This window comes from Streptomyces sp. W1SF4, from assembly GCF_003950035.1.
GTDB classification, from domain to species: domain Bacteria; phylum Actinomycetota; class Actinomycetes; order Streptomycetales; family Streptomycetaceae; genus Streptomyces; species Streptomyces racemochromogenes.
In genome coordinates this window covers 3,946,440-3,970,000 of the sequence record NZ_CP034350.1, presented here as the reverse complement: position 1 = coordinate 3,970,000, position 23,561 = coordinate 3,946,440, and the positions used below count along the sequence as shown (strand labels likewise).

Sequence of the window (23,561 nt, the reverse complement as noted above, 5' to 3'; positions counted from 1 at the left end):
CGTCGAGGCTCGGCTCTTGGACGGGCGCCGCGCCGTCGGGGGTGTCAGGCATGCCCCGAAGTATCGCACGAACCCGTTGGCATCTAACTCCTTCGATGTGTAGAGTTAAGCATCGAAGTTTAGGTATGAAGTTCTGAAGTCTTCAGTCTTCGGCTCTCAAGGCAGGTGAGAAGTGACCAAGGTGATGGGCGCTGCGATGCGGCGGATCCAGGCCGGCAACGCGCTGACCGCGTTCGGCATCGGTTTCACGGTTCCGTTCCTCTACATCTATGTGGCGCAGGTGCGGGGTCTGGGTTCCATGGCGGCCACGAGCGCGTTCGTGGCCTTCGCCCTGGGTGCTCTCGTCGCGCTGCCCTTCACCGGCCGGGTGATCGACCGGCGTGGTCCGGTGCCCGTGGTCATGGGTGCGGCCGTCGCGGCCTCGGTGGGTGCGCTCTCCCTCGGGCTCTCCACCGGCCTCGTGCCGATCCTGCTGTCCGCCCTGGCGCTGGGTGCCGGGCAGGCCGTGATGCAGCCCGCGCTGGCCACGATGATCGTGTGGTGCTCGACGCCGTCGACCCGTACGCGTGCCTTCGCGCTGCAGTTCTTCATGCAGAACCTGGGTCTGGGCATCGGCGGGCTCGTCGGCGGCCAGATCGTCGACGAGAGCCGTCCGGGCAGCTTCACCCTGCTGTTCGGCATCGAGGCCGTGATGTTCCTGGTGCTGGCGGTCGTGATCGCCACCGTGCGGATGCCGCACGTGCAGAACATCAGCGACGCGATGGCCAAGGACGCGGTGCCGGCGGGCGGTGGCTGGAAGCGGCTGCTGGGGCACAAGGCGATGGTGCAGCTGTGCGTGCTGGGCTTCGTGCTGTTCTTCGCCTGCTACGGGCAGTTCGAGTCGGGTCTGGCGGCCTTCGGTACCGAGGCCGCGGGGATCTCCCCCTCGACCCTCGGGTTCGCGCTCGCCGCCAACACGGGTGCGATCGTCGTGGCGCAGTTCGTGGTGCTGAAGCTGGTCGAGAAGCGCCGTCGGTCGCGGGTGATCGCGCTGGTCGGGCTGATCTGGACGGTGGCGTGGCTGATCGCCGGGTTCTCGGGGCTGGGGCACGGAAGCGCGATGATGGCGGCCGCCGCGTTCATCACCACGTACGCGCTCTTCGGCATCGGTGAGGCGATGCTGTCGCCGACCCTGGCCCCGCTGGTGGCCGATCTGGCTCCCGAGGGTTCGGTCGGGCAGTACAACTCGGCCTTCGCCCTGGTCAAGCAGATGGCGCTGGCGCTCGGGCCGCTGGGTGTGCCGCTGGGTGCGGGGATTCCGATGCTCTACATCGGGGTGTTCGTGCTGGTGTCGCTGGGGATCTCGGTGCTGGCGCTGCGGCTGGGCAGGCGGCTGAGCCCGGTGCAGGACAACCCGTCGGTGGTGAGCCGGGTCGTGGCGCGGGGGCCGGTGGTGGCCTCGGAGCGGGCGGAGCGGGTGTCCGCGTAAGGGGTACGGCGGGCAGTGGCGAAGAAGGGGAGGGGTTCCCCGTCCTTGGGACGGGGAACCCCTCCCCTTTCGTGTCGCTACTTGTCCGGGAGGGCGAACTCGCACCAGACGGCCTTGCCGCCGCCGGGGGTGCGGCGGGAGCCCCAGGCGGAGGCGATGGTGGCGATGATCGAGATGCCGCGGCCGGTCTCGTCGGCCGGTTCGGCGCGGCGGCGGCGCGGGAGGTGGTCGTCCCCGTCGGTGACCTCGACGATCAGGCGGCGGTCGGTGCGACGCAGGCGCAGCCGCATGGGCGGGGTGCCGTGCTGGAGGGAGTTCGCGACGAGCTCGCTCGCGGCCAGGACGCCGAGGTCGCACAGTTCGACGGGGAAGCGCCAGGAGCTGAGGACGCCCTGGGCGAAGGCGCGGGCGCGGGGGGCGGCCTCGACGCCGCCGAGGAGTTCGAGGGCGGCGTTGTGGAAGAGCTCGGCGTCCACGCCGGTGCGGGCGGGCTGCTGGAGGACCATGACGGCGACGTCGTCGTCGTGGTCGGCGTCCACGCCGAGGGCGCGCATCAGGCGGTCGCAGATGATCGCGGGGGTGCCCTGGGCGCCTGCGAGGGCGCGTTCGAGGGCGGCGACGCCTTCGTCGATGTCCTCGCCGCGGCGTTCGACCAGGCCGTCGGTGTAGAGGACGGCGGTGGAGCCGGGGCCGAGGGCGATGGTGCCGGAGCTGTGGAGCCAGCCGCCGGTGCCGAGCGGGGGCCCGGTGGGGTCGGCGGCGCGGCGTACGGTGCCGTCCTCGTCGCGGACGAGGATGGGGAGGTGGCCGGCGGAGGCGTAGGCCAGCAGGCCTTCGTTGGGGTCGTGGACGGCGTAGACGCAGGTGGCGATCTGGCTGGCGTCGATCTCGGCGGCGAGGCCGTCGAGGAGCTGGAGGACCTCGTGCGGGGGGAGGTCGAGGCGCGCGTAGGCGCGGACGGCGGTGCGGAGCTGGCCCATGACGGCGGCGGCGCGGACTCCGCGGCCCATGACGTCGCCGATGACGAGGGCGGTGCGGCCGGCGCCGAGGGTGATGACGTCGTACCAGTCGCCGCCGACGGCCGCTTCGGTGCCGCCGGGCTGGTAGGTGGCCGCGACGCGCAGGTCGTCGGGCTGTTCGAGTTCCTGGGGCAGGAGGGAGCGCTGGAGGGTGACGGCGGCTTCGCGCTGGCGGCGTTCGCTGGCGCGGAGGCGGTCGACGGCTTCGGCGTGGTCGGTGACGTCGGCGAGGTGGACGAGGATGCCGGTGTGCTCGGGGTCGCTCTCGCCGTCGGTGGCGGCCTTCGGGAACTCGACGGGGGTGCAGGTGACGGTGTACGAGCTGCCGCCGCCGGGGGCGGTGCGGTTCTTGGCGGTGCGGGGCTTGCCGCTGCGCTGGACCTGGTCGAGGAGTTCGAGGAGGCCGAGCTCGCCGAGTTCGGGGAGGGCTTCGTGGGCGGGGGCGCCGGTGGTGCGGGGACCGAAGCCGGCGGTGTAGGCGTCGTTGACGTAGGCGACGCGGTGCTCGGGGCCGTGGACGAGGGCGACGAGGGCCGGGAGCAGGCCGAGGACTTCCCGTACGGGGAGCTCGTCGAGGGCGGGCGCGGCGGGGAGCGGTGCCGTGCCGGTACCGCGGACGGTGGCGTCGGCGGGGCTGCCCTCGGGGGGCGCGGCGGGGTGGGCGGCGGCGCCGCGGGCTGCCGGGACGGAGCCCTCACCGCGTTTGGCCTGGGCCGCGGCGTGCTCGTTCCGGGCGGCGGCGCGGCGCGTGCCGGGGAAGCGGGCGCTCCAGCGCGTGAAGTTCACTGCGTTCAAGCCTCGTGGTGTCGCAAGTGGTCGCGGTGTGTCCTCCCGGTGGTGCCGGGAGGTGCCCCTGGGGTCGGGCGCTGGACGGTGTCGCTGGGCGGGTGTCGCGGGGGGTGTCGCTCGGTGCTGTCGCTCGGTGCTGTCGCTCGGTGGTGTCGCTCGGTGGTGTCGCTCGCGGATGTCACTGTGTGCAGGCGCGAGCCCACCTATGGTCACACGTCCAGTGTGGCCGACGGCACTGACAACGTCAGCCCTGCTTGTCCTGCGGGGGGTCGGGGGCGGGCTTGGGCGGGTGGGGGCGGTGGCCGCCGCCGGCGGCGAGTTCGAATTCTGCCCTGGGGTGTTCGAGGGATCCGAGGGAGACGATCTCGCGCTTGAAGAGGCCCGCGAGGGTCCATTCGGCGAGGACGCGCATTTTGCGGTTGAAGGTGGGGACGCGGCTGAGGTGGTAGGCGCGGTGCATGAACCAGGCGGGGTAGCCCTTGAGCTTGCGGCCATAGAGCAGCGCGACGCCCTTGTGGAGGCCGAGGGAGGCGACGGAGCCGACGTACTTGTGGGCGTACTCGGTGAGGAGTTCGCCGCGGAGGGCGGCGACGAGGTTGTCGGAGAGCTGCTTGGCCTGGCGGACGGCGTGCTGGGCGTTGGGGGCGCAGACGCTGCCGGCTTCGGTGGCGGTGATGTCGGGGACGGCGGCGGCGTCGCCCGCGGCCCAGGCGTGTTCGACTCCTTCGACGGTGAGGAAGGAGGTGCAGCTGAGGCGTCCGCGTTCGTTCTTGGGGAGGTCGCTGGCGGCGAGGACGGGGTGGGGTTTGACGCCGGCGGTCCAGACGATGGTGCGGGTGGGGAAGCGGGAGCCGTCGCTGAGGACGGCGACGCGGTTCTCGCAGGATTCGAGGCGGGTCTCGAGGCGGACGTCGATATTGCGGCTGCGCAGTTCACGGACGGTGTAGACGCCCATTTCGGGGCCGACCTCGGGGAGGATCCGGTCGCTGGCCTCGACGAGGACCCATTTCATGTCCTCGGGCTTGACGTTGTGGTAGTAGCGGGCCGCGTACCGGGCCATGTCCTCCAGTTCGGCGAGTGCCTCCACGCCGGCGAAACCGCCGCCGACGAAGACGAAGGTGAGGGCGGCGTCGCGGATTGCGGGGTCGCGGGTGGAGGAGGCGATGTCCATCTGTTCGATGACGTGGTTGCGCAGGCCGATGGCCTCTTCCACCGTCTTGAATCCGATGCCGTAGTCGGCGAGTCCGGGGACGGGGAGGGTGCGGGAGACGGAGCCGGGGGCGAGGACGAGTTCGTCGTATTCGATCTCGATGCCGCCGGTGCCCTCCTCGTCGGTGGCGAGGGTGGTGACGGTCGCGGTGCGCTTGGCGTGGTCGATGCTTCGGGCCTCGCCGATGACGATGCGGCAGCGGTCCAGGACGCGGCGCAGGGGGATCACGACGTGCCGGGGCGAGATCGCGCCGGCGGCGGCCTCCGGGAGGAAGGGCTGGTACGTCATGTAGGGCTCGGGCGTCACCACGGTGATCTCGGCCTCGCCGGATCTCAGCTTCCGCTGGAGACCCAGGGCCGTGTACATGCCGACGTAGCCGCCGCCGACGACGAGGATGCGCGTGCGGGGCGGGGTACCGGGGTCGTCGCCCCGGGAGTTAGCAGCCTTCACCATCCCATGACGCATCGTGGCCGGGAGTTTGTCCACAGGCCCGGCAAATTGTGTGACCGGTGGGGGTGGTGGGACGGGGTCGTCAGGAGATCCGGATCACGTTAAAAGTGCGCAGGTCAGGACTCCGGAGGGGGTGATTCCGGGGAGTTGCGGCGGAAAAGTGGCGGTGAATGCTCCGATCGGGCGGTGCTCGGTCGGCGGCTGCCTCTTCTGAATTGACTCTGGCTCAACTATGTTCGTATCTCGTCGAGGATGTAGGACCAGGGCCCTCATGACCGTGGCCCCCCTCGACACGAAGGCGGGGAGTGTCTCCGGGGGGAGACAAGTGATTACCGGGGGATACATATGAACATTTCCGATTTCCATGGCTCTGTCACCGCTCTGTCCGCGGAGACCGGCGGACGCGTGATGGCGGGCACGACCACCCACGGCGTGGGTCGCTCCACGCCGCTGCGCGTCGACGCCCAGCGCAACCTGGAGCACGTCCTGCGGGCGGCCCGGGAGGTCTTCGGCGAGCTGGGCTACGGCGCTCCGATGGAGGACGTGGCACGGCGCGCGCGGGTCGGCGTCGGCACCGTCTACCGGCGGTTCCCGAGCAAGGACGTGCTGGTCCGGCGGATAGCCGAGGAGGAGACCGCCCGGCTGACCGAGCAGGCCAAGTCCGCCCTGGGCCAGGAGGAGGAGCCGTGGCAGGCGCTGTCGCGCTTCCTGCGCACCTCCGTGGCCTCCGGTGCGGGCCGGCTGCTGCCGCCGCAGGTGCTGCGGGTCGGCGCGGCCGCCGAGGACGAGGCGGACGAGGCCGCGGCCCGGGTGCCGCAGCAGCGCCAGGCCGCCGCGGGCGGCACGGCGGAGCTGCGCGTCGTGGGCTCGCGGACCGCGCTCGAGGACGAGCCCTCGGAGGACGCCGGAGCGGGCGCGCTGCTGGAGGTCGTCGGCCGGCTGGTGGACCGGGCGCGGGAGGCCGGTGAGCTGCGGACCGACGTCACGGTGGCCGATGTGCTGCTCGTGATAGCGACCGCCGCGCCCGCGCTGCCGGACCCGGCGCAGCAGGCCGCGGCTTCGGCCCGGCTGCTGGACATCCTGCTCGAAGGACTGCGTTCCCGGTCGGCGTGAGCCGGCGCCCCGGCCCGGCCGGGGCGTGGCGCCGTGGCACCGGGACGAGCCGTGGTCGGGTCGGCCCCCGCAGGGGTGGGGGCCGGTTCGTCAACGGCGGTCCTCGAACAGGAGGTCGCCCGAAGGGGTGAGGAACGGTCCGGCGATCCGCCGGATTGTCCCCGGATGGGTGGATGCCGCGGAGCGGGCCCCGGGGCGCCATCGCCGTGTGACAGGCTGGATCGGTGTACCGGTTCGAGTGTGTCGTGCGGAGGCTTCCGCGATGAGCGTTGACGGGCGGGACGAGTCCCTCGGTGGCGTCGGTGGCACCGGCGCCGAGGTCGGGGCGGACAGCCTGCCCGCCCGGCAGGTCCCGGCCCAGCGCGAACGCGGCGGCAGGCATGCCTCACCCGGCACGCCCGGTAGCGAACTCCCCCCGTCCGACGGCGACTTGATCGCCAGGATGCGGGGCGGTGACGACGGGGCGTACGAGGAGCTGTTCCGCCGGCACGCCGACGCGGTACGGCGCTACGCGCGGACCTGCTGCCGGGACGGGCACACCGCCGACGACCTGACCGCCGAGGTGTTCGCGCGGACGCTGCAGGCGGTACGGGGCGGGGCCGGGCCGGACCAGTCGGTGCGGGCCTACCTCCTGACCACCGTGCGGCGGGTCGCCGCGGCCTGGGCGAAGACCGCCCGGCGGGAGCATCTGGTCGAGGACTTCGCGGTGTTCGCGGAGCAGGCGGCCGCGGGTGCGGAGAGCGCCGGGGGGCTGTCCGGGGACGACACCCTCGAACTGGGCGCCGATGTGCGGGCGATGCGCGAAGCCGAGCGGTCGCTGGCGATGCAGGCCTTCCGGAGCCTGCCCGAGCGGTGGCAGGCCGTGCTGTGGCACACCACCGTCGAGGAGGCCTCGCCGAGCGCGATCGCCCCGCTGTTCGGGCTGAGCGCCAACGCGACGGCGGTGCTGGCCAGCCGGGCCCGGGAGGGCCTCAAGCAGGCCTACCTCCAGGCCCATGTGAGTTCCGCGCTCAGCGCGGGCGGCGACTGCGCGCGGTACGCGGACCGGCTGGGCGCGTACGCCCGGGGCGGGCTGCGGATGCGGGCGGAGCGGGGGCTGCGCAAGCACCTGGAGGAGTGCGCCAAGTGCCGGCTGGCCGCCGGGGAGCTGAAGGACGTCAACGCGGGCATTCCCGCGCTGCTGCCGGTGGCGGTCATCGGGTGGTTCGCCGCCGGGTACGCCGCGAAGGCGGCCGGGGTGGTGGCCGGCGGGGCCGTCGCCGCCGGGGGTGCGGGGGCTGCCGCCGCCGCGGCGGGCGGGTCGTCGGCCGGGGCGGGCGCTGCCGGGGCGGGCGCTGCCGGTGGGGCCGGGGCAGGGGGGGCCGGCGGGGCCGGGGGTGCGGTGGTTTCCGAGGGGCTGGGGCTGCCCGCGAAGGCCGCCATCGCCGCCGGGATAGCGGTCGCCGCCGCTGCCGGGGTGGTGTTCGCGCTGACCGGGGACGAGCCCGAGCCGCAGGCCGGGCCCGCGCCCGGGGTGGTGGCACCCGAGGTGCCCGCGCCGGCCGTGTCCGCCGCGCCGGAGCCGGCGCCGCCGGGGGCTCCGTCGCCGGCGGCCCGGGGGCCGGTGCCGCCCCGGCGCAGCGCGGCGCCGTCGGCTCCCGCGTCCTCGGCTCCGGCCGTGACGGCCGCGCCGCCGTCCGCGCCGCCGAGCCCGCGTCCGAAGCCCTCCCCCACGCCGACGCCTTCGCCCACGCGGGCCCGGCCGACGACACCGCCGCCGCCGCAGCCGCCGCCGCAGGGGTTCCCGCTCGCCGGGCTCGGGCACTCCGCGGTCGGCCGGCACACCGGTCCCGAGCTGGAGACCTGGCGCAGCAGCTGGGTGTGGCAGCGGTGGGGGCTCGTGGTGGGCGGGCAGCGGTTCGGGCAGGGGATCACCGTGCCCTCCCGCTCCACGGTGGAGATCACTCTCAACCGGCAGTGCACGAGCTTCTCGGCGCGGGCCGGGGTGGACGGGCTGTCGCTGCCGACCGACGGGACGGTGCGGTTCTCCGTCTACGGCGACGGGCAGCGGCTGTGGCGTTCCGGTGCCCTCGGGTACGACGACGCCCCGGTGCCGGTCCAGGTGCCGCTGGCCGGGCGTTCGACGCTGCGGCTGGTGGTGGAGCAGGCCGGGCAGGGGCGGCTGCCGACGCTGGCCGGCTGGGCCGACGCGGTGATCAGCTGCCGCTGACGCCGAGCAGGGAGAGGACCTCCGCCGGGGTCAGGGTCCGGCCCTCGGCCTCCGCCCGGGCCCGGCCGGCTGCCCCGAGGGCGGCGAGGGTACGTTCCGAGAGCCCCTCCAGGGCGGCCTCCTCCGGCACCGAGCGGGGCTGGCCCGCGCGCCAGGCGGAGGCCGCCGCGAGGAGCCGTACGCTCTCCTCGGGACGGCCGGTGTCGGCGAGGAACAGTGACGCCGTCTCGGCGATGCCGGCCAGGACGCGCTCCGCGCAGTGCCCGGACACCGCCCCGGCGAGGGTCCCGCCGATCCGGGCCAGTCCCGCCTCCGGGCCGTTCTCGCGGGCGTCCAGGACGGTTTCGATGAGGTCCATCCCGGCGGTGAACTGGGCGGGCACGTTGATCCGTGCGGACGCGGCCCGGGCGGCGGCGCACTCGGTGCGGGCGAGGGCGAGGTCGCCGCGCCGGAGGGCGAGCGTGGCGGACAGGAACCGGCTGAAGGTGTTCACGTCGTACACCCCGCCCTGCTCGTCGGCCTCGCGGTCGGCCTCCGAGAGGAGCTTCTCGGCGCTCTCGTAGTTCCCGGCGCAGTACTCGGTCTCGGCGATGCGGGCGATGGCGAAGGGCGCCTCGATGCGGGCGCCGACCTCCCGGGCCAGGCGCAGGCACTCCTCGTAGGCGGCGCGGGCGGCGCCGTACTGGCCGCGCGAGAGGGCGGCCTCCCCGGCGGCGCTGGCCACCTGGGCGCGGATCCAGCGGTCGCCGACGCGGTGGGCGATGGCGTCGAGTTCGGCGAGGTCCGCGTCCACGGTGGAGAGGCCGCCGGTCATGTCGATGGCGAAGTGGGTGCGCATCAGCAGGGGGATGGCGGTCTCCCAGTCCCCGGCGTGGCGGCGGCAGTTGGCGATCGACTCGTCGACGTTCTCGTGGAAGTGCTCCATGTCGCCGGTCAGGAAGCAGATCGCGGGCCAGAGCATGCCGGGGAAGCGGGTGGTCTCCGGGGAGCCGTGGCGGAAGACCTCCTTGAGGCGGGCGGCCGACTCACGGTGTTCCGGCGTGCGGAAGCGGTCGGCGCCGGTGCTCTCGGCCAGCAGGAACACGTGCAGCATGCGCAGCCGCATGGAGGGCCAGTACTCCGGAGTGCCCTCGGCCGGTTCGACGGGCATCCGGGCGAGGATCCGGGCGGTCCAGTCGGCGCCCTCGCCGCGGTAGTCGCGCAGCCACCAGAACCAGCCGAGGGCGGCCAGCATGCGCTGGGCGATCGTGGTGCCGACGGCGTCCTGCTCCCCCTCGATGACGGTGTGGAGGGCGGAGCGCAGGTTGTCGAGCTCGGTCTCGAAGCGGCGGATCCAGGGGAGCTGGCCGGCGGAGCGCAGCAGCGGCTCGGCGCGTTCGGTGAGGGCGAGGTAGTGCCGGGCGTGCCGGAGGGCGGTGGCGCGGGCGTCGGCGGGGTCCTCGGCGAGGCGTTCGGCGGCGTACTCGTGGATGGTCTCCAGGAGGCGGTAGCGCATGCCGTCGGGGTCGGGTTCGGCGCCGACGAGGGACTTGTCGACGAGGGCCGCCATGGTGCCGGCGATGTCGGCACGGGTCGCGTCGTCCGCGCAGACGGCCTCGGCGGCGTCCAGGTCGCAGCCGCCGGCGAAGACGGACAGGCGGGCGAGGACGGTGCGCTCGGCGGTGTCGAGGAGGTCCCAGGACCAGTCGACGACGGCGCGCAGCGTCTGCTGGCGGGGCAGCAGCGTGCGGGCGCCGCCGGTCAGCAGCCGGAACCGGTCGTCGAGCCGGTCGGCGATCTGGCGGGGGGTGAGCAGCCGCAGCCGGGCGGCGGCCAGCTCGATGGCGAGCGGCAGGCCGTCGAGGCGGGCGCAGATCTCGGCGACGGCGGCCGGGTCGTCGCCGGGGTCGAAGCCGGGGCGGGCGGCGGCGGCACGGTCGGCGAAGAGGCGGTGCGCGGGGCCGGGCGGCAGCGGTTCGAGGGGGCGCAGGAACTCGCCGGGCACGCCGAGGGGTTCGCGGCTGGTGGCCAGGATCCGGACGCCGGGGCAGTGGGTGAGGAGGCGTTCGGCGAGTTCGGCGGCGGCGGCGATGACGTGCTCGCAGTTGTCGAGGACGAGGAGCAGGCGGCGGTGGGCGCAGTGTTCGAGGAGGGCGGCGGTGGGGTCGTCGTCGGCGGGGGTCTTCTCGCGGGCGACGAGGCTGTTCTCGCGCAGGCCGAGGGCGCTGAGGACGGCGCCGGGCACGGCGGCGGGGTGGTCGAGGCGGGCGAGTTCGACGATCCAGCCGGAGTCGGGGCGGGCGGCGGCCGCGTGCTCGGCGAGGCGGGTCTTGCCGGAGCCGCCGGGGCCGGTGAGGGTGACGAGGCGTACCCGGTCCAGGTCGGCGGCGAGGGCGGCGAGTTCGGGCTCGCGGCCGACGAAGGAGGTCAGGCGGGGGCGGATGTTCCCGCGGGGCTGCGGGGGCTGGTGCGGGGGCTGGGTTCGGAGCAGCTCCGCGTGCAGGGCGCGCAACTCGGGTCCGGGGTCGGCGCCGAGGTCTTCGGCGAGGTCGCGGCGGGTGCGCTCGTAGGCGGCGAGGGCGTCGGCGGAGCGGCCCGCGGCGCGCAGGGCGCGCAGCTGCTGGGCGCGCAGTGGTTCGTCGTACGGATGCTCGCGGATCAGCGCCTCGATCTCCGGCAGGAGTGCGGCGGGGGCGGTGGCGCCGCTGCGCAGGTCTGCCTCGACGCGGTCCCGCCGGGCGCTGGAGCGGCGGGCCTCGGAGGCGGCGGCGTACGCGGTGCGGGCGGGCTCGGGGAGGTCGGCGAGGGCGGGCCCGCGCCACAGCGCGAGGGCCTCGCGGAGGGTGGTGGCGGCGGTGGCGGGGTCGGTGGCCAGCTGCTCGGCGCCGAGGGTCGCGAGGCGGGTGAAGCGGTGGAGGTCGACGTCGTCGGGGGCGGCGGTGAGGCGGTAGCCGCCGGCGGGGTCGGTGGTGAGCCGCCCGGGGCCGAGGGTGCGGCGCAGGCGGGACACGAGGGCCTGGAGCGCGGCGGGGGCGTCCTGGGGCGGGTCGTCGCCCCAGACCTCGTCGACCAGGTCGGTGACGGACGCGGCGGCCGGGGCGCCGGCGCGGAGGGCGAGGGCGGTGAGGAGCGCGCGGACGCGGGGGCCGCCGGGGGTGAGGGGGGCGCCGGTGTCGTCGTGGGCCCGGGTGGGGCCGAGGATTTGGTAGCGCACCGGGCAATTCTGCCTTGCCCCTGCCGGGGGTGGGTGGGGGTTTTCGGCGGGGCGGCCGGGGGCGGGGGCCGCTGGCTGGGGGCCGAGGTCGAGGCCTGGGGCGGGCGGCCGGGGCTTGGCCGGCGTGCCGGGCCGTGGGCGGGGCCGGGGCCATGGGCCGGGCCGTGGGCGGGGCCGGTGGGGTGGGGCTCTGCGCGAGCTTGTCCCCTACCCGCCCTTCCACCGTTCCCCGGGCTGCGCCCGGACCCGCTTCTGGGGGCTCCGCCCCGGACCCCCGCGCCTCAAACGCCGGCGGGGCTGGAGGGGGCGGAGGGGCCGGCGGGGCTTCAGCGGCCTGCTGGGAGGGCTCTGGGGGGTAGGCGGGGGAGGGGGGTGTCCAGGGGTGGGACCGCGCGGCGGCGGGGGGTGGAGGTGCCGGTCCAGCAGGTGCCGCGGCGGGCCAGGAGGCGGCGGAGCCACAGTTCCATCGAGACGAGTTCCGCGAGCCCGTCGAGCGGCACCGGCCGCCCCTCCGCCGCGTCGATGAGGGCCTGCTGCACCACCCGGGCGTCGACGAGGCCCGCGTCCGCGAGGAGCGGCGCCGCGAAGAGGGCCAGCAGGGAGGTGAGGGCGGCCCGCAGCCCCAGGCGGGTGGCGTTCTCGTTCGGGGTGTGGGCCGTGGCGCCCCAGCCGGGCGGGAGTTCGCGCACCCCGGCGGAGGACAGGACGCTGCGCAGGATCTCGGCGCGGGCCCCGGGCTGGACGCGCAGGGACTCGGGCAGGGCGCGCGCGGCCCGTACGACCTGGTTGTCGAGGAACGGCGCGTGCAGGCGCTGGCTGCGGACCTCCACGGCCTGCTCGAAGACGCGGTGGTCGGCGGCGTGCCGGGCCAGCAGGGCGCGGGCGCGGGCCTCGCCGGGCCGCAGCGAGAGCGGGGGCCGGCCGGCGGCGGCGCGCAGCCGGATCGATACTTCCGCGAGGGCTTCGCCGGTGAGCCAGCCCGCGGCGGGGCCGGGGCGGGACCAGGTGAGGGCGGCGAGCGAGGCGTCGACCGGCCCCGAGGCGGCGGCGACGGCCGCACCGCCCTCCCGGAGCCGGGCCGCGGCGGCCTCCATGCCCGCGCGGTACGGCGTACGGGCGAGGCGGCGGGCGGCCGTGTAGACGGAGAAGGGGACGAGCAGCGGGTCGGCGGGAGCGGAGCGGGCGAGGGCGGCGACGGGGCGCAGCAGGTGGCGGCGGCGGCGGTCGAGCAGGAGGTCGGCCATGCGGGCGGGGTGGGCGTCGAGGACGCGGCGGGCTCCGTGTCCGGTGAAGTGGTCGGCGGAGCCGGCGGCGAGGCGGCGGCGCTCGCGGGCGGCGGAGACGAGGGAGGGGCCGGGTTCGTCGGTGAGGGGGCCGTCGAGTTCCGCGTAGGGGAGCGCTTCCTCGGCGGCGGCCACGACGACGTGGTGGAGCCGGGGGTCGGCGGCGAGGGCGTGGGCGCGTTCGAGTTCGCCCTCGCGGCCCCGCGGGGTGGCGAGGTCGTTGAAGGTGACGGCGAGGAGCCGTGAGCCGGAGCCCGGGAGGGTGCCGGGGGCGCCGGGCAGGCCGGCGGCGAGGAGGGCGAGCGTCGCGGAGGCGGTGCCGCCGGAGAGGTCGGCGCCGACGCCGGGCGCGGGGGCGCCGCGGGCCGCGCGCCGGTCGGCGGGGCCCATTCCGGGCACGGGTCCGGGGTCGGGGAGCAGGGTCTCGGGGGCATGCCTCGGTGCCGTGAGCCGGGCGCGCACCGCGGCGGTCAACGCTTCCCGTACGCCCTCCACGGCGCGTTCGGGGTCGGCTTCGGGGGCGGCGACGGCGAGGGAGGCCACTTGTTCGTAGCCGGTGATCTCCCGGGAGCCCTCGCGCAGGATCAGGGCGTGGCCGGGCGGGATGCGCCGGACGCCTTCGTAGGGTGTGCCGTCGCCCAGTGCCTCGGGGCTGTCGGGGCAGGCGAGGAGGGCGGCGAGGTGGCCGACGTCGAGCTGCGCCTCGATGAGGTCGGCGAGGGGGAGCGCGGCGGTGGCGTAGGCGGTGCCGCCGGCCCAGGGGGTGTAGAAGACGGGGCGGGCGCCCGCGAGGTCGCCGAGGACGGTGATGCGGCGTCCGGCCTGGACGACGGCGGTGTAGCTGCCGGGCCAGTCGGTGAGGTGGCGCAGGGCGCCGCCGCGGGCGGCGTAGAGGGCGCGGCGGAGTTCGGCGTCGGTGGCGCCGCAGCAGCCGAGGACGGCGAGGCGGGTGAAGGGGTCCGCGGGGTCGGCGGTGACGGTGCGGATCTCGTCCGGGCGCCAGTCGCCGACGGCCCAGAGGGGGTCGGGGTCGCCCCACAGGAGCTGGGCGCCGACGGGGTGGACGGTGCGTTCGGCGTCCTGGGCGGCGGGGTCGTCGGCGTAGGCGGCGTCGGCGATGCCGCCGTGCTGCGGCGGCTGGGGGTGGGGTCGGGAGGGGCCGCCGTAGGGGGATCCGTGGCCGCTGGAGCCGGTGCCGTACGGGGCGCCGTGTCCGCCGTTGCCGTACGCGGATCCGTACCCGTCGGCGCCGCGGCCGTGGGGTCCGTGGCCGTTGCCGGAGCCGTGGGGGTCCGATGAGCCGCCGGGGCCGGACGGGACCCGCCCGGCCGTGCCGAAGCTCGCGGCGATACTGCTCCAGCCGACCAACCAGCGCACCGCCGCCTCCCCCAGCCCGTGGGCAAATGACCGGGGCAACGGACGGCCGGGACGACACGGACGGCGTGCGTCGGCGTGCGTCGGCGCTCGGAGGGCGCGGCCGGCGGGACCCCGGGTGGCTCGGGGTCCATGCTGCCACGAGAAGGGCGTGCGAGAGTGGCTTCGGGGGGCGCACATGTAAACGAACACGCCCCGGCCACACGGTATTTGGCGTTCCGTTCCCACCGCCCCATAGGTCGGTTTCGGCCATTCTTCGGCCGCACTGAGGGCTGGTACGGGCCCTCGCGCGGGGAGCCCGGGAGGCCGCGGGGCGCGGTCCGGGAGGCGTCTGCCACCTCCCGGACCGTTCCGCCACCCGCGGGGATTGAGGCAGCGGCATCCCCCGGCCCACCGGATCCACGCGGCGGGCCGACCCACGCACCGCACATCGAATCGCCGGGTCCCGGCAGCGGCCAGAGCGCACGGCCGGGCGCACGGCCACACGGCCGGAGCACGAGCGGACACGTGCGCCCGGGGCACGACCCCCGGGGCCGGCTGTGCATACGGACAACAATCCCGCCATACGGAAGTCGGGGCCTTAACGCTTGGGAGGCGGGGAACTACGCTGGGTTTACGAAATGCCGGGCGCCTATGCCCCGGCGGCGTCTGCGTTCCGCGTGTGACGAGGGGTGGCGCATGTCCAGGGAGCTCCGCGAGCCCAACGAGAAGCTCGGCGCCGTCCTCGCCCTGGCGGGCATCAGCAACGCCGGGCTGGCCCGGCGGGTCAACGACCTGGGCGCGCAGCGCGGTCTGACGCTCCGGTACGACAAGACGTCGGTGGCGCGGTGGGTGTCCAAGGGGATGGTGCCGCAGGGCGCGGCCCCGCACCTGATCGCCGCAGCCATCGGCGCGAAGCTGGGCCGGCCGGTTCCGTTGCACGAGATCGGGCTGGCGGACGCCGATCCGGCGCCGGAGGTCGGGCTGGCCTTCCCGCGCGACATCGGGGCGGCGGTGCGCTCGGCGACCGACCTGTACCGGCTGGACCTCGCCGGTCGGCGCGGTGGTGGCGGGATCTGGCAGTCGCTCGCGGGCTCGTTCTCGGTGTCGGCGTACGCGACGCCCGCCTCGCGGTGGCTGATATCTCCGGCCGACAGCTCGGTGGCCCGCGAACCGGGCCCCGCCGGCGACCCGCGCCCCGCCACCCCGGACGCGGCACCCACAGCCGCGGCCTCGGCCGCCCAGGGCCCTGTACCCCCGTCGGCGCCCGCACCGGCCCCCTCACCGGCCCCCGCAGCCGCCCCGGCCCCCGTCACGGCCGCCCCGCTGCGGCGGACGCCGGAAACCCCCGCGCAGGGCGTTGTGCCCGCGCGCTCCGGGCCCGAAACCGCGCCACCGGCCGTCGCGGCGGCGGCCACCGCCGCCGCCGTGCGGCCCGTCCCGGACGCCTCCCCGCAGCGCGTGGGTCACAGCGACGTGGCGAAGCTGCGGGAGGCCGCCGAGGACGCGCGCCGCTGGGACTCCAAGTACGGCGGCGGGGACTGGCGTTCGTCGATGGTCCCGGAGTGCCTGCGGGTCGACGCGGCACCGCTGCTGCTCGGCTCCTACACCGACGAGGTGGGGCGCGCCCTCTTCGGGGCGACCGCCGAACTGACCAGGCTGGCCGGCTGGATGGCCTTCGACACCGGCCAGCAGGAGGCCGCGCAGCGCTACTACATCCAGGCGCTGCGCCTGGCCCGGGCGGCCGCCGACGTCCCGCTGGGCGGGTACGTGCTGGCCTCGATGTCCCTCCAGGCGACCTACCGGGACTTCCCCGACGAGGGCGTGGACCTCGCGCAGGCCGCCGTCGAGCGCAACCGCGGCCTCGCCACCGCCCGCACGATGAGCTTCTTCCGGCTGGTCGAGGCGCGGGCCCACGCGAAGGCGGGCGACTCGGCGGCCGCCGGGGCGGCGCTGCGGGCCTCGGAGGGCTGGCTGGAGCGTTCACGGGAGGGCGATTCCGACCCGACATGGCTGGGTTTCTACTCGTACGACCGATTCGCGGCGGATGCGGCGGAGTGCTACCGGGACCTCAAACTCCCCCGTCAGGTGCGCCGCTTCACGGAGCAGGCGCTGTCGCGCCCCACGGAGGAGTACGTACGCTCGCACGGGCTGCGCCTGGTGGTGAGCGCGGTCGCCGAGCTGGAGTCGGGGAACCTGGACGCGGCGTGCGCGGCGGGCACCCGTGCCGTCGAGGTCGCGGGCCGGATCTCCTCGGCGCGGACGACCGAGTACGTGCGTGACCTGCTGCACAGGCTCGAACCGTACGGGGACGAACCGAGGGTCGCGGAGCTGCGCGAGCGCGCCCGGCCGCTTCTGGTGGCCCCCGCGTAGCCCGGTTGTCGGTGGTGGGGTGCAGTATGCAGGGGTGGGAGGTGTCAGCGTGGATTGCGACGTGCTGGTGATCGGTGGCGGGATCGTCGGCTTGTCGACAGCCCATGCCCTGTCACGGCTGGCCCCGGGAACCCGGGTGACCGTACTGGAGAAGGAGTCCGCCCCGGCCCGGCACCAGACGGGCCGCAACAGCGGGGTGATCCACAGCGGCATCTACTACCGCCCGGGCTCGCTCAAGGCGCGCTTCGCGGTGGCCGGTGCCGCCGAGATGGTCAAGTTCTGCGCGGAGCACGGCATCCCGCACGAGGTGACGGGCAAGCTGATCGTCGCCACCGAGCGGTCGGAGCTGCCGCGGCTGCACTCCCTCGTCCAGCGCGGCCGGGAGAACGGCATCCCGGTGCGCGAGCTGGGGCCGGCCCAGATCACGGAGTACGAGCCGCACGTCCGGGGCCTCGCCGCGATCCACGTCGGCACCACCGGGATCGTGGACTACGGGCAGGTCGCGGCGCGGCTCGCCGAGGAATCCGGGGCGGAGGTCGTCTACGGCGCGGAGGCGGACCTGATCTCGCGCCGGCCTTCGGCGGTGGCGGTCCGCACCACCTCGGGCCGGGTGTTCCGCGCCCGCGTCCTGGTGAACTGCGCGGGGCTCCAGTGCGACCGGGTGGCCCGCCTGGCCGGGGACGACCCGGGCATGCGGATCATCCCCTTCCGGGGCGAGTACCACGACCTGGCCCGCCCGGACCTGGTCCGGGGCCTGGTCTACCCGGTGCCCGACCCGGCGTTCCCCTTCCTCGGCGTGCACCTGACCCGCGGCATCGGCGGCGGGGTCCACGTCGGCCCGAACGCCGTCCCGGCCCTGGCCCGCGAGGGCTACGGCTGGGGCACGGTCCGCCCGCGGGACATCGCCACGGAACTGGCGTGGCCGGGATCCTGGCGGATGGCCGGGCGGCACTGGCGGTACGGGGCGGGGGAGATCCACCGCTCGCTGTCGAAGCGGGCCTTCACCGAGGCCGTGCGCCGCCTGCTGCCGGCCGTCACGGAGGCGGACCTCACCCCGGCGGCGGCCGGGGTGCGGGCGCAGGCGGTGCTGCGGGACGGCACCCTCGTCGACGACTTCCTCATCCGCGAGGCGCCGCGCACGGTGCACGTCCTGAACGCCCCGTCGCCGGCGGCGACCGCGTCCCTGCCGATCGGCCGCGAGATCGCCGGGCGCGCCCTCGCCCACCTCTCCTCTTCTTGACGCGTCGCTCGCGCGGCTCGGCCGCAGGTGGCCTCCCCGGCTTCGCGCCGCTGCGCCGGACTCCGTCCGTCGGGTGCGGGGCGGGGCCGGTTCGGGTGGCGGGGCGTGTGGGTCGTCTGCGGGTGGTGTGCCGCTGCGCGGGGCGGGGTCCCCTACCCGCCCTTCCACCGTTCCCAGGGGCGCTGCCCCTGACCCCGTTACCGGACGCTCCGCGCCCGGTGCGCTCAAACGTCGCGCGGGCTGGAGAATCCAGCCTCGCCGGCGTTTGAGGCGCGGGGGTCTGGGGGCGGAGCCCCCAGGGGGTTCCGGGGCGCAGCCCCGGGGAACGGGCGAAGGGCGGATAGGGGACCAGCCCCGCGCAGCGGCCGCCGAGGACGGCGCCGGGCGCGGCAGCCGCGCCCGCCGGGGCGGAGTCGGGGGCCGACGTAGAATCTCGGCATTGTGTCTGAGCCCCTGAATCCCCAGCCCGGCCTCCCCGACTCCCCGCCGGAGGCGTACACGCCGCCCAAGTGGCGCACCGAGCCGCGGTTCCCCGACGGTCCCGCGCCCGACCCCGCCGGTTCGCACCACGAGCGCCGGATCCGCAGCTTCCAGCCGCGCCGCAGCCGGGTGACCACCGGCCAGGGCGAGGCACTGAAGCGGCTGTGGGGTACCTGGGGGCTCGACATCGACGGCCGCGAGGTCATCGATCTGGAGAAGCTCTTCGGCGGGCTCCCCGTCGTCCTGGAGATCGGCTTCGGCATGGGCGAGGCCACTGCCCAGATGGCCGCCGCCGACCCCTCCACCGGCATTCTCGCCGCCGACGTCCACACCCCCGGCCAGGGCAACCTGCTCGCCCTCGCCGAGCGCGGCGGGATGACCAACGTCCGCGTGGCCAACGGCGACGCGATCATCCTGCTCCGCGAGATGCTCCCGCCGGCCTCCCTCACCGGGATGCGCGTGTACTTCCCGGACCCGTGGCCCAAGGCCCGTCACCACAAGCGGCGGCTGATCCAGCCCGAGTTCCTCGACCTGGCCGCCACCCGCCTGGCGCCCGGGGCCCTGCTGCACTGCGCGACGGACTGGGAGGACTACGCCGAGCAGATGCTCGAAGTCCTCACCGCGCACCCGGAGTTCGTGAACACCCAGGCCGACGGCGGATACGCGCCGCGGCCCGAGTTCCGCCCGCTCACCCGGTTCGAGGGGCAGGGCCTGGACAAGGGCCACGTCGTCCACGACCTCCTCTTCGCCCGCCGCGGCGCCGAGGAGATCGAACCGGCAGTCGAACCTGACTCCAAGAACTGACAAACGTCACTCCGAGTGTCCGACCCGCTCGCTAGGGTCATCATGTGTACCGAGCGCTCTCCCGTGTGCTCGCACGCCCGTCGGGCACGGCCCGCACGTGCGTGCTCGGCGCGCTGCTCACCGCCACCGGGGCCGTGATCCTGGAGCTCGTGCGGGAGCAGACCGGCACGGCCGGGTTCTTCGTGGGTCTGGGCCTGGCCCTGCTGCCGGTGCCGCCGCTGATGGCGGCGTTCCGGTGGCTCGGCCGGGCCGCGCCGGGCCCCTGGCGGCAGCTGCTGTTCTGCTTCGGCTGGGGGGCCTGCACCGCGGCGCTGATCGCGATACTGGCCAACAGCTTCGCCACGGAGTGGATGGCCGCGGCCTCCACCGACCCGTCCGCCGCCGACCGGCTCGGCTCGGTCGCGGTCGCCCCGGTGGTGGAGGAGACCGCGAAGGCCGCGGCGCTGCTCCTGGTGTTCGTCTTCCGAAGACGGCGGCTGGCCGGCGCCGCCGACGGGATCGTGCTCGCCGGGTTCACCGCCACCGGCTTCGCCTTCACCGAGAACATCCTCTACCTGGGCAACGCCTTCGAGGAGGACCTGGCCAACGGCACCCGGGTGCTGGACTCCGTGACGGCGGCGACGTTCTTCGTGCGGGTGGTGCTCTCCCCGTTCGCGCACCCGCTCTTCACGGTGCTCACCGGCCTCGGCTTCGGCGCTGCCGCGCTCACCGCCCGCCGTGCGCGCAGGACCGGCCTGCCCCTGCTGGGCCTGGGCCTCGCCATGGGCGCCCACGCGTTGTGGAACGGTTCCTCGCACTTCGGTGAGTACGGTTTCTACCTGGTCTACGGCTGCGTGATGGTCCCGGCGTTCGGGCTGCTGCTGTGGCTGGCCGTGCGGGTCCGGCGCCAGCGCCTGCGGGCCGTCGCCGCCGAGCTGTCGGTGTACGCCGCCGCGGGCTGGCTCAGTCCGGCGGAGGTGCCGGCCCTGGCTTCGATGCCGGCCCGGTCACTGGCCCGGGCCCTCGCCCGCCGCAGCGGAGGCCGCCCCGCCGCCCGCGCGGTGTCCCGGTACGCGGCGGACGCCGCCGCCCTGGCCCTGCTCCGCCGGCACGCCCGCCGCTCGGGTCCGGGCGGCCGGGACCCGGAATTCGCCGAGCGGGAGCGCGAGTTGCTGCACCGGCTCTGGCACCGCCGGGCGACGGCCGCGCCCGCGCTGGCCCGGGCGGCCGTACTGGAGGAGCTGCTGCCCGCCCCGCACCGGCCCCCGCAGACCGCGGCCCCGGCGCCCGCGCGGGTCTTCGTACCGGTGTCCAGGACTCCGGAGCTGTCGCCCGCGCCCGGCTAGGCGCCCGCAGGGGCGTGCGTCAGACGTCGAGGCCCTTCGAGCCCAGCCAGGCCAGGGGGTCGACCGTGGAGCCGCCCTTGCGCACCTCGAGGTGGAGGTGGGCGCCGGTGACGTTGCCGGTCGCGCCGACCCGGCCGATGGTCTCGCCGGCGCCGACGGAGCCGGAGGTCACGGACATCGAGGAGAGGTGGCAGTACCAGATCTCGGTACCGTCGTCGAGCTTGAGCACGATCCGGTAGCCGTACGCCCCGGACCAGCCGGCGGAGATGACCGTGCCGCTGCCCACGGCCTTGACGGGGGTGCCGGTCGGGGCGGCGAAGTCGAGGCCGGTGTGGTAGCCGGAGGACCACATGGAGCCGGCGACCCCGTAGTGGGAGGTGAGGGTGTAGGAGGAGGTCGGCAGGGACCAGCCGCCCGCCGACTGCGAACCGGAGCCCGGACCCGAACCGGTGGCCGCCTTGGTGGCGGTCTGCTCGGCGGCGGCCTTCTCCGCGGCCTCCTTCTCCGCGGCGGCAGCCTGCTCGGCGGCGGCGCGGGCCGTCTCGGCCTCCTTGTCGGCGGCTTCCTTCTGGGCCTTGGCCTCCTGGGCGGCGGCCTCGCGCGCGGTCCGCTCGGCGTCCGCGCGGGCCTGGGCCTGGTCGGCGTCCTGCTGCGATTCGGCCTGGAGGAGGATCCGGCTGAGCAGCGCCTCGCCGGCGTCGCCGCCCTGCTGCGCCGCCGCGGGGGTCTCCGTACCGCCCGCGACGCCGGTGCCCGTGCCGGTGTCGGCCGCGGCGGCGCTCCGTACGGCGTCGCCGCCGCTGCCGGAGTGGCCGCTCCCGCCGCCGAGCAGGTCGGGCATGGATATGGAGACCTGGGGCCGGTCCTGCGCGGTGGCGATGCCGCCGGCGCCGACCGCGGCGATCACGCCGACGCCGAGCACGGTGGAGCTGCGGGCGAGTCCGCCGCGCGGCTTGAGGACGCGGTGCTTGCCGCGGAGCGGGCGGGCGGAGTCCTCCGTGGGATTCCATTCGCCCCAGGCTCCTGCGGTGGGCGTCTCCTGGACGTCGATACCGTCAGGGGCAGGCGAGTTGGAGGCCACGGGGGCACACTCCTCATGGGCGAGAACGCACACGGGTGCCGTCGTTGCGACGGCTGGGACGACCGCGCTGCGTTATCGAAAGGTAATCTACGCGGGGGAATGATTCCAAGCCGAAGCGACTGATCGTTAACACCAATCGGCCACGCCCCGAACGGCTTTGGCCTCTACATTCGCCCCACAGGGCGACAACTCGGGGCGATTCCCTCGCCTCACCCCCATCACTTCAGCCACAGGGGCTCGATGACGCCCTGTCAAGACCTTCGCGCAGGGCACCCCTTCGGCCACGCAAGGTGACCAGGCCGCCCGCCGTCCGGCACCCGGCACCCGTTCAGGGGCCGTCGCGGCGCACCACCGGGACCGTCTTCCTGCGCTCCGGCTGCCCCTCCCCCGCCCGCCCCACCGCGAGCAGCGCCATGTCGTCGGTCGTGCCGCCGCCGGTGTGCCGCCGCACATCGCTGCTGAGCGCGCCCAGCAGCTCGTCCGGCCCCGGGAAGACCCGCCCCCGCAGCCGGGCCGCCGGATCGTAGAAGGTGCCCGACCCGTCCCGCGCCTCGGTCAGCCCGTCGGTGTAGAGGAGCAGCGTGCTGCCCGGCGGGAAGGGCCATTCCCCCGGCCGGGACACCGCGTCCGCCGCCAGCTCGCCCAGGCCCAGCGGCAGCGCCGGCTCGGCCGGGGCCAGGGCCTCCAGGCCGCCGTCCGCGTACAGCAGCAGCGGCTCGGGGTGGCCCCGGTTCAGCAGCCGCAGCCGTGCGGCGCCGGGCGGGATCTCGCCGAGCACGCACGTCGTGAACCCCTCCACCGCGTCCAGGCTGCCCCGCCGCGTCCCCTCCCGGCTCAGGGCGCGCTCCAGGCGCCGTGCGAGGCCCTCCAGGGTCGGCTCGGTCTCCGCCGCCTCCCGGAAGGCCCCCAGCACCACGGCGACGGCCTCCACGGCCCCCAGCCCCTTGCCGCGTACGTCGCCCACCGCGAACCGCACGCCGTACGGGGTGTCCTGGACGGCGTAGAGGTCCCCGCCGATGAAGGCGTCGGCCTGCGCGGCCTCGTACCGGGCGCAGACGTGCAGCCCCGCGATCCGCTCGGCCGGCGTGGGCAGCACGGCCCGCTGCACGGCCTCGGCGATCCCGCGCGCCGACGCGAGCCGCTCACCGCTGCGCCGTACGACGCGGTTGATCAGCAGGGCCAGCCCGGAGACGGTCACCACCGTCGCCAGCTCGGTCAGCGCCTCCACCTTCCAGCTGGTGCCGTTGTGGATGTGCAGGGCCACGACGACCAGCGAGGCGGCGATCCCGGTCAGCGCGGTCGCCCGCAGGGTGAACAGCGGCGCCGCGATCAGCGGGGCCGCGGTGAAGAAGGGGGATCCGGTGAAGCTGGGAGGGGTGGCGAGGTCGAAGAGCGTCCCCAGCACGATCAGCAGCACCGGCAGCATCCGCACCACCCGCCGGGCGGCACCGTCCGCACTGACGTCCGCACCGCCGTCCCTGCCCTGCCGGCCCAGCACCACGCTGCTCTCCCGCCGCCCGGTCGCGCCCCGCCCCTCCAGGCTGGCGGCAGCGGCCCCCGCACGGCGACCGGACCGGTCCGAAGGGGTGACCCGGGCACCCACACCCCGGCACCCACTCCAGCACCCCGACGCAGACACGACGAAGGCCCGGTTCCAAAAGGAACCGGGCCTTCGTTCTGAGTAGCGGGGACAGGATTTGAACCTGCGACCTCTGGGTTATGAGCCCAGCGAGCTACCGAGCTGCTCCACCCCGCGTCGGTAAACCCAACTCTACGTCATCCGGGGGACGTCTCCCGCCAATTAACTCGCCCACACCCCTCCGAAACCGCATAAGCGCAGGTCAGAGCCTCTTTAACTGGTCAAATCCCGGTGGGGACGGGATCAGGCCACCGGCCGGCCCCCGGAACGACCGAGCGCCCCGTCCGAAGAAGTCGGACGGGGCGCTCGGCGCAGGTTCCGGGGAGATCCCCCGCCCTGCGAGCGGTAGGCCATGTCGGACTCGAACCGACAACCAACGGATTAAAAGTCCGCTGCTCTGCCAATTGAGCTAATGGCCCTCCAGGTGCTCACCCCAGAGCATAGCCGGAGAGGGGCCGCGGACCGATCGGGTATCGCCGGGTGTGGCTCCGGCGGTTTCCCGCCATCCGGTGCGGGTGGGGCGAAACGGCCG

General features: G+C 75.2%; 14 protein-coding genes and 2 tRNA genes (1 of these 16 only partly in view). 7 read left to right on the top strand and 9 right to left on the bottom strand.

Annotated elements, in window-relative coordinates; genetic code table 11:
• On the bottom strand, positions 1-52 hold the start of the coding sequence (locus D1J60_RS18515) for a MarR family transcriptional regulator (RefSeq protein ID WP_007265422.1). It extends 485 nt beyond the left edge of the window; only the first 52 of its 537 coding nucleotides appear in the window; the start codon lies at positions 50-52; its stop codon lies beyond the left edge, outside the window.
• 132 nt (positions 53-184) lie between these two features.
• On the opposite strand from D1J60_RS18515, the gene D1J60_RS18510 reads away from it, so the two are divergent.
• Positions 185-1,468, top strand: a complete 1,284-nt coding sequence (locus tag D1J60_RS18510; protein ID WP_206436650.1) for an MFS transporter — start codon at positions 185-187, stop codon at positions 1,466-1,468.
• Between the two features lie 77 nt (positions 1,469-1,545).
• On the opposite strand, the gene D1J60_RS18505 is transcribed toward D1J60_RS18510, so the two are convergent.
• Both D1J60_RS18505 and D1J60_RS18500 read right to left on the bottom strand, forming a co-directional pair.
• Entirely contained in the window at positions 1,546-3,273 is a 1,728-nt protein-coding gene (locus D1J60_RS18505) for an ATP-binding SpoIIE family protein phosphatase (RefSeq protein ID WP_125824086.1), read from the bottom strand.
• A 247-nt stretch (positions 3,274-3,520) separates the two neighbouring features.
• Positions 3,521-4,939, bottom strand: coding sequence for an NAD(P)/FAD-dependent oxidoreductase (locus tag D1J60_RS18500; protein WP_125821835.1), 1,419 nt, complete (start codon positions 4,937-4,939; stop codon positions 3,521-3,523).
• A gap of 342 nt (positions 4,940-5,281) precedes the next feature.
• On the opposite strand from D1J60_RS18500, the gene D1J60_RS18495 reads away from it, so the two are divergent.
• Both D1J60_RS18495 and D1J60_RS18490 read left to right on the top strand, forming a co-directional pair.
• The gene (locus tag D1J60_RS18495; RefSeq protein ID WP_125604934.1) at positions 5,282-6,049 is read left to right on the top strand and encodes a helix-turn-helix domain-containing protein; all 768 of its coding nucleotides are present in this window, start codon (positions 5,282-5,284) and stop codon (positions 6,047-6,049) included.
• A gap of 262 nt (positions 6,050-6,311) precedes the next feature.
• A complete protein-coding gene (locus D1J60_RS18490) occupies positions 6,312-8,258 on the top strand; it encodes a sigma-70 family RNA polymerase sigma factor (RefSeq protein ID WP_125821834.1) in 1,947 nt (648 codons plus the stop codon).
• On the opposite strand, the gene D1J60_RS38655 is transcribed toward D1J60_RS18490, so the two are convergent.
• Together D1J60_RS38655 and D1J60_RS18480 are read right to left on the bottom strand one after the other, a co-directional pair.
• On the bottom strand, positions 8,245-11,451 hold the full coding sequence (locus tag D1J60_RS38655) for a BTAD domain-containing putative transcriptional regulator (RefSeq protein ID WP_125821833.1): 3,207 nt from the start codon (positions 11,449-11,451) through the stop codon (positions 8,245-8,247). The genes D1J60_RS18490 and D1J60_RS38655 overlap by 14 nt on opposite strands.
• A gap of 326 nt (positions 11,452-11,777) precedes the next feature.
• Complete coding sequence (locus tag D1J60_RS18480; RefSeq protein WP_241253576.1) at positions 11,778-13,853, bottom strand: asparagine synthase-related protein; 2,076 nt, start codon at positions 13,851-13,853, stop codon at positions 11,778-11,780.
• 933 nt (positions 13,854-14,786) lie between these two features.
• On the opposite strand from D1J60_RS18480, the gene D1J60_RS18475 reads away from it, so the two are divergent.
• The 4 genes from D1J60_RS18475 to D1J60_RS18455 all read left to right on the top strand — a co-directional run bounded on the left by D1J60_RS18475 (position 14,787) and on the right by D1J60_RS18455 (position 20,309).
• Positions 14,787-16,460 carry a sporulation protein gene (locus D1J60_RS18475; protein ID WP_125821832.1) on the top strand — a complete coding sequence of 558 codons (1,674 nt, stop codon included), beginning with the start codon at positions 14,787-14,789 and terminating at the stop codon, positions 16,458-16,460.
• 19 nt (positions 16,461-16,479) lie between these two features.
• Positions 16,480-17,700, top strand: coding sequence for an L-2-hydroxyglutarate oxidase (gene lhgO / locus D1J60_RS18470; protein ID WP_125821831.1), 1,221 nt, complete (start codon positions 16,480-16,482; stop codon positions 17,698-17,700).
• 453 nt (positions 17,701-18,153) lie between these two features.
• Positions 18,154-18,984 carry a tRNA (guanosine(46)-N7)-methyltransferase TrmB gene (trmB, locus tag D1J60_RS18460; RefSeq protein WP_241253575.1) on the top strand — a complete coding sequence of 277 codons (831 nt, stop codon included), beginning with the start codon at positions 18,154-18,156 and terminating at the stop codon, positions 18,982-18,984.
• 44 nt (positions 18,985-19,028) lie between these two features.
• A complete protein-coding gene (locus D1J60_RS18455; protein WP_125821828.1) occupies positions 19,029-20,309 on the top strand; it encodes a PrsW family intramembrane metalloprotease in 1,281 nt (426 codons plus the stop codon).
• Between the two features lie 19 nt (positions 20,310-20,328).
• Here the strand turns inward: D1J60_RS18455 and D1J60_RS18450 are convergent, their stop codons facing one another.
• From D1J60_RS18450 to D1J60_RS18435, 4 genes are all read right to left on the bottom strand, one after another.
• Entirely contained in the window at positions 20,329-21,360 is a 1,032-nt protein-coding gene (locus D1J60_RS18450) for a M23 family metallopeptidase (protein ID WP_241253574.1), read from the bottom strand.
• A 358-nt stretch (positions 21,361-21,718) separates the two neighbouring features.
• Positions 21,719-22,816, bottom strand: coding sequence for a PP2C family protein-serine/threonine phosphatase (locus D1J60_RS18445; RefSeq protein WP_241253573.1), 1,098 nt, complete (start codon positions 22,814-22,816; stop codon positions 21,719-21,721).
• 256 nt (positions 22,817-23,072) lie between these two features.
• Positions 23,073-23,146: transfer RNA gene (locus D1J60_RS18440), tRNA-Met, on the bottom strand.
• A gap of 229 nt (positions 23,147-23,375) precedes the next feature.
• Positions 23,376-23,448, bottom strand: a tRNA-Lys gene (locus tag D1J60_RS18435).
• Positions 23,449-23,561: the final 113 nt, after the last annotated feature.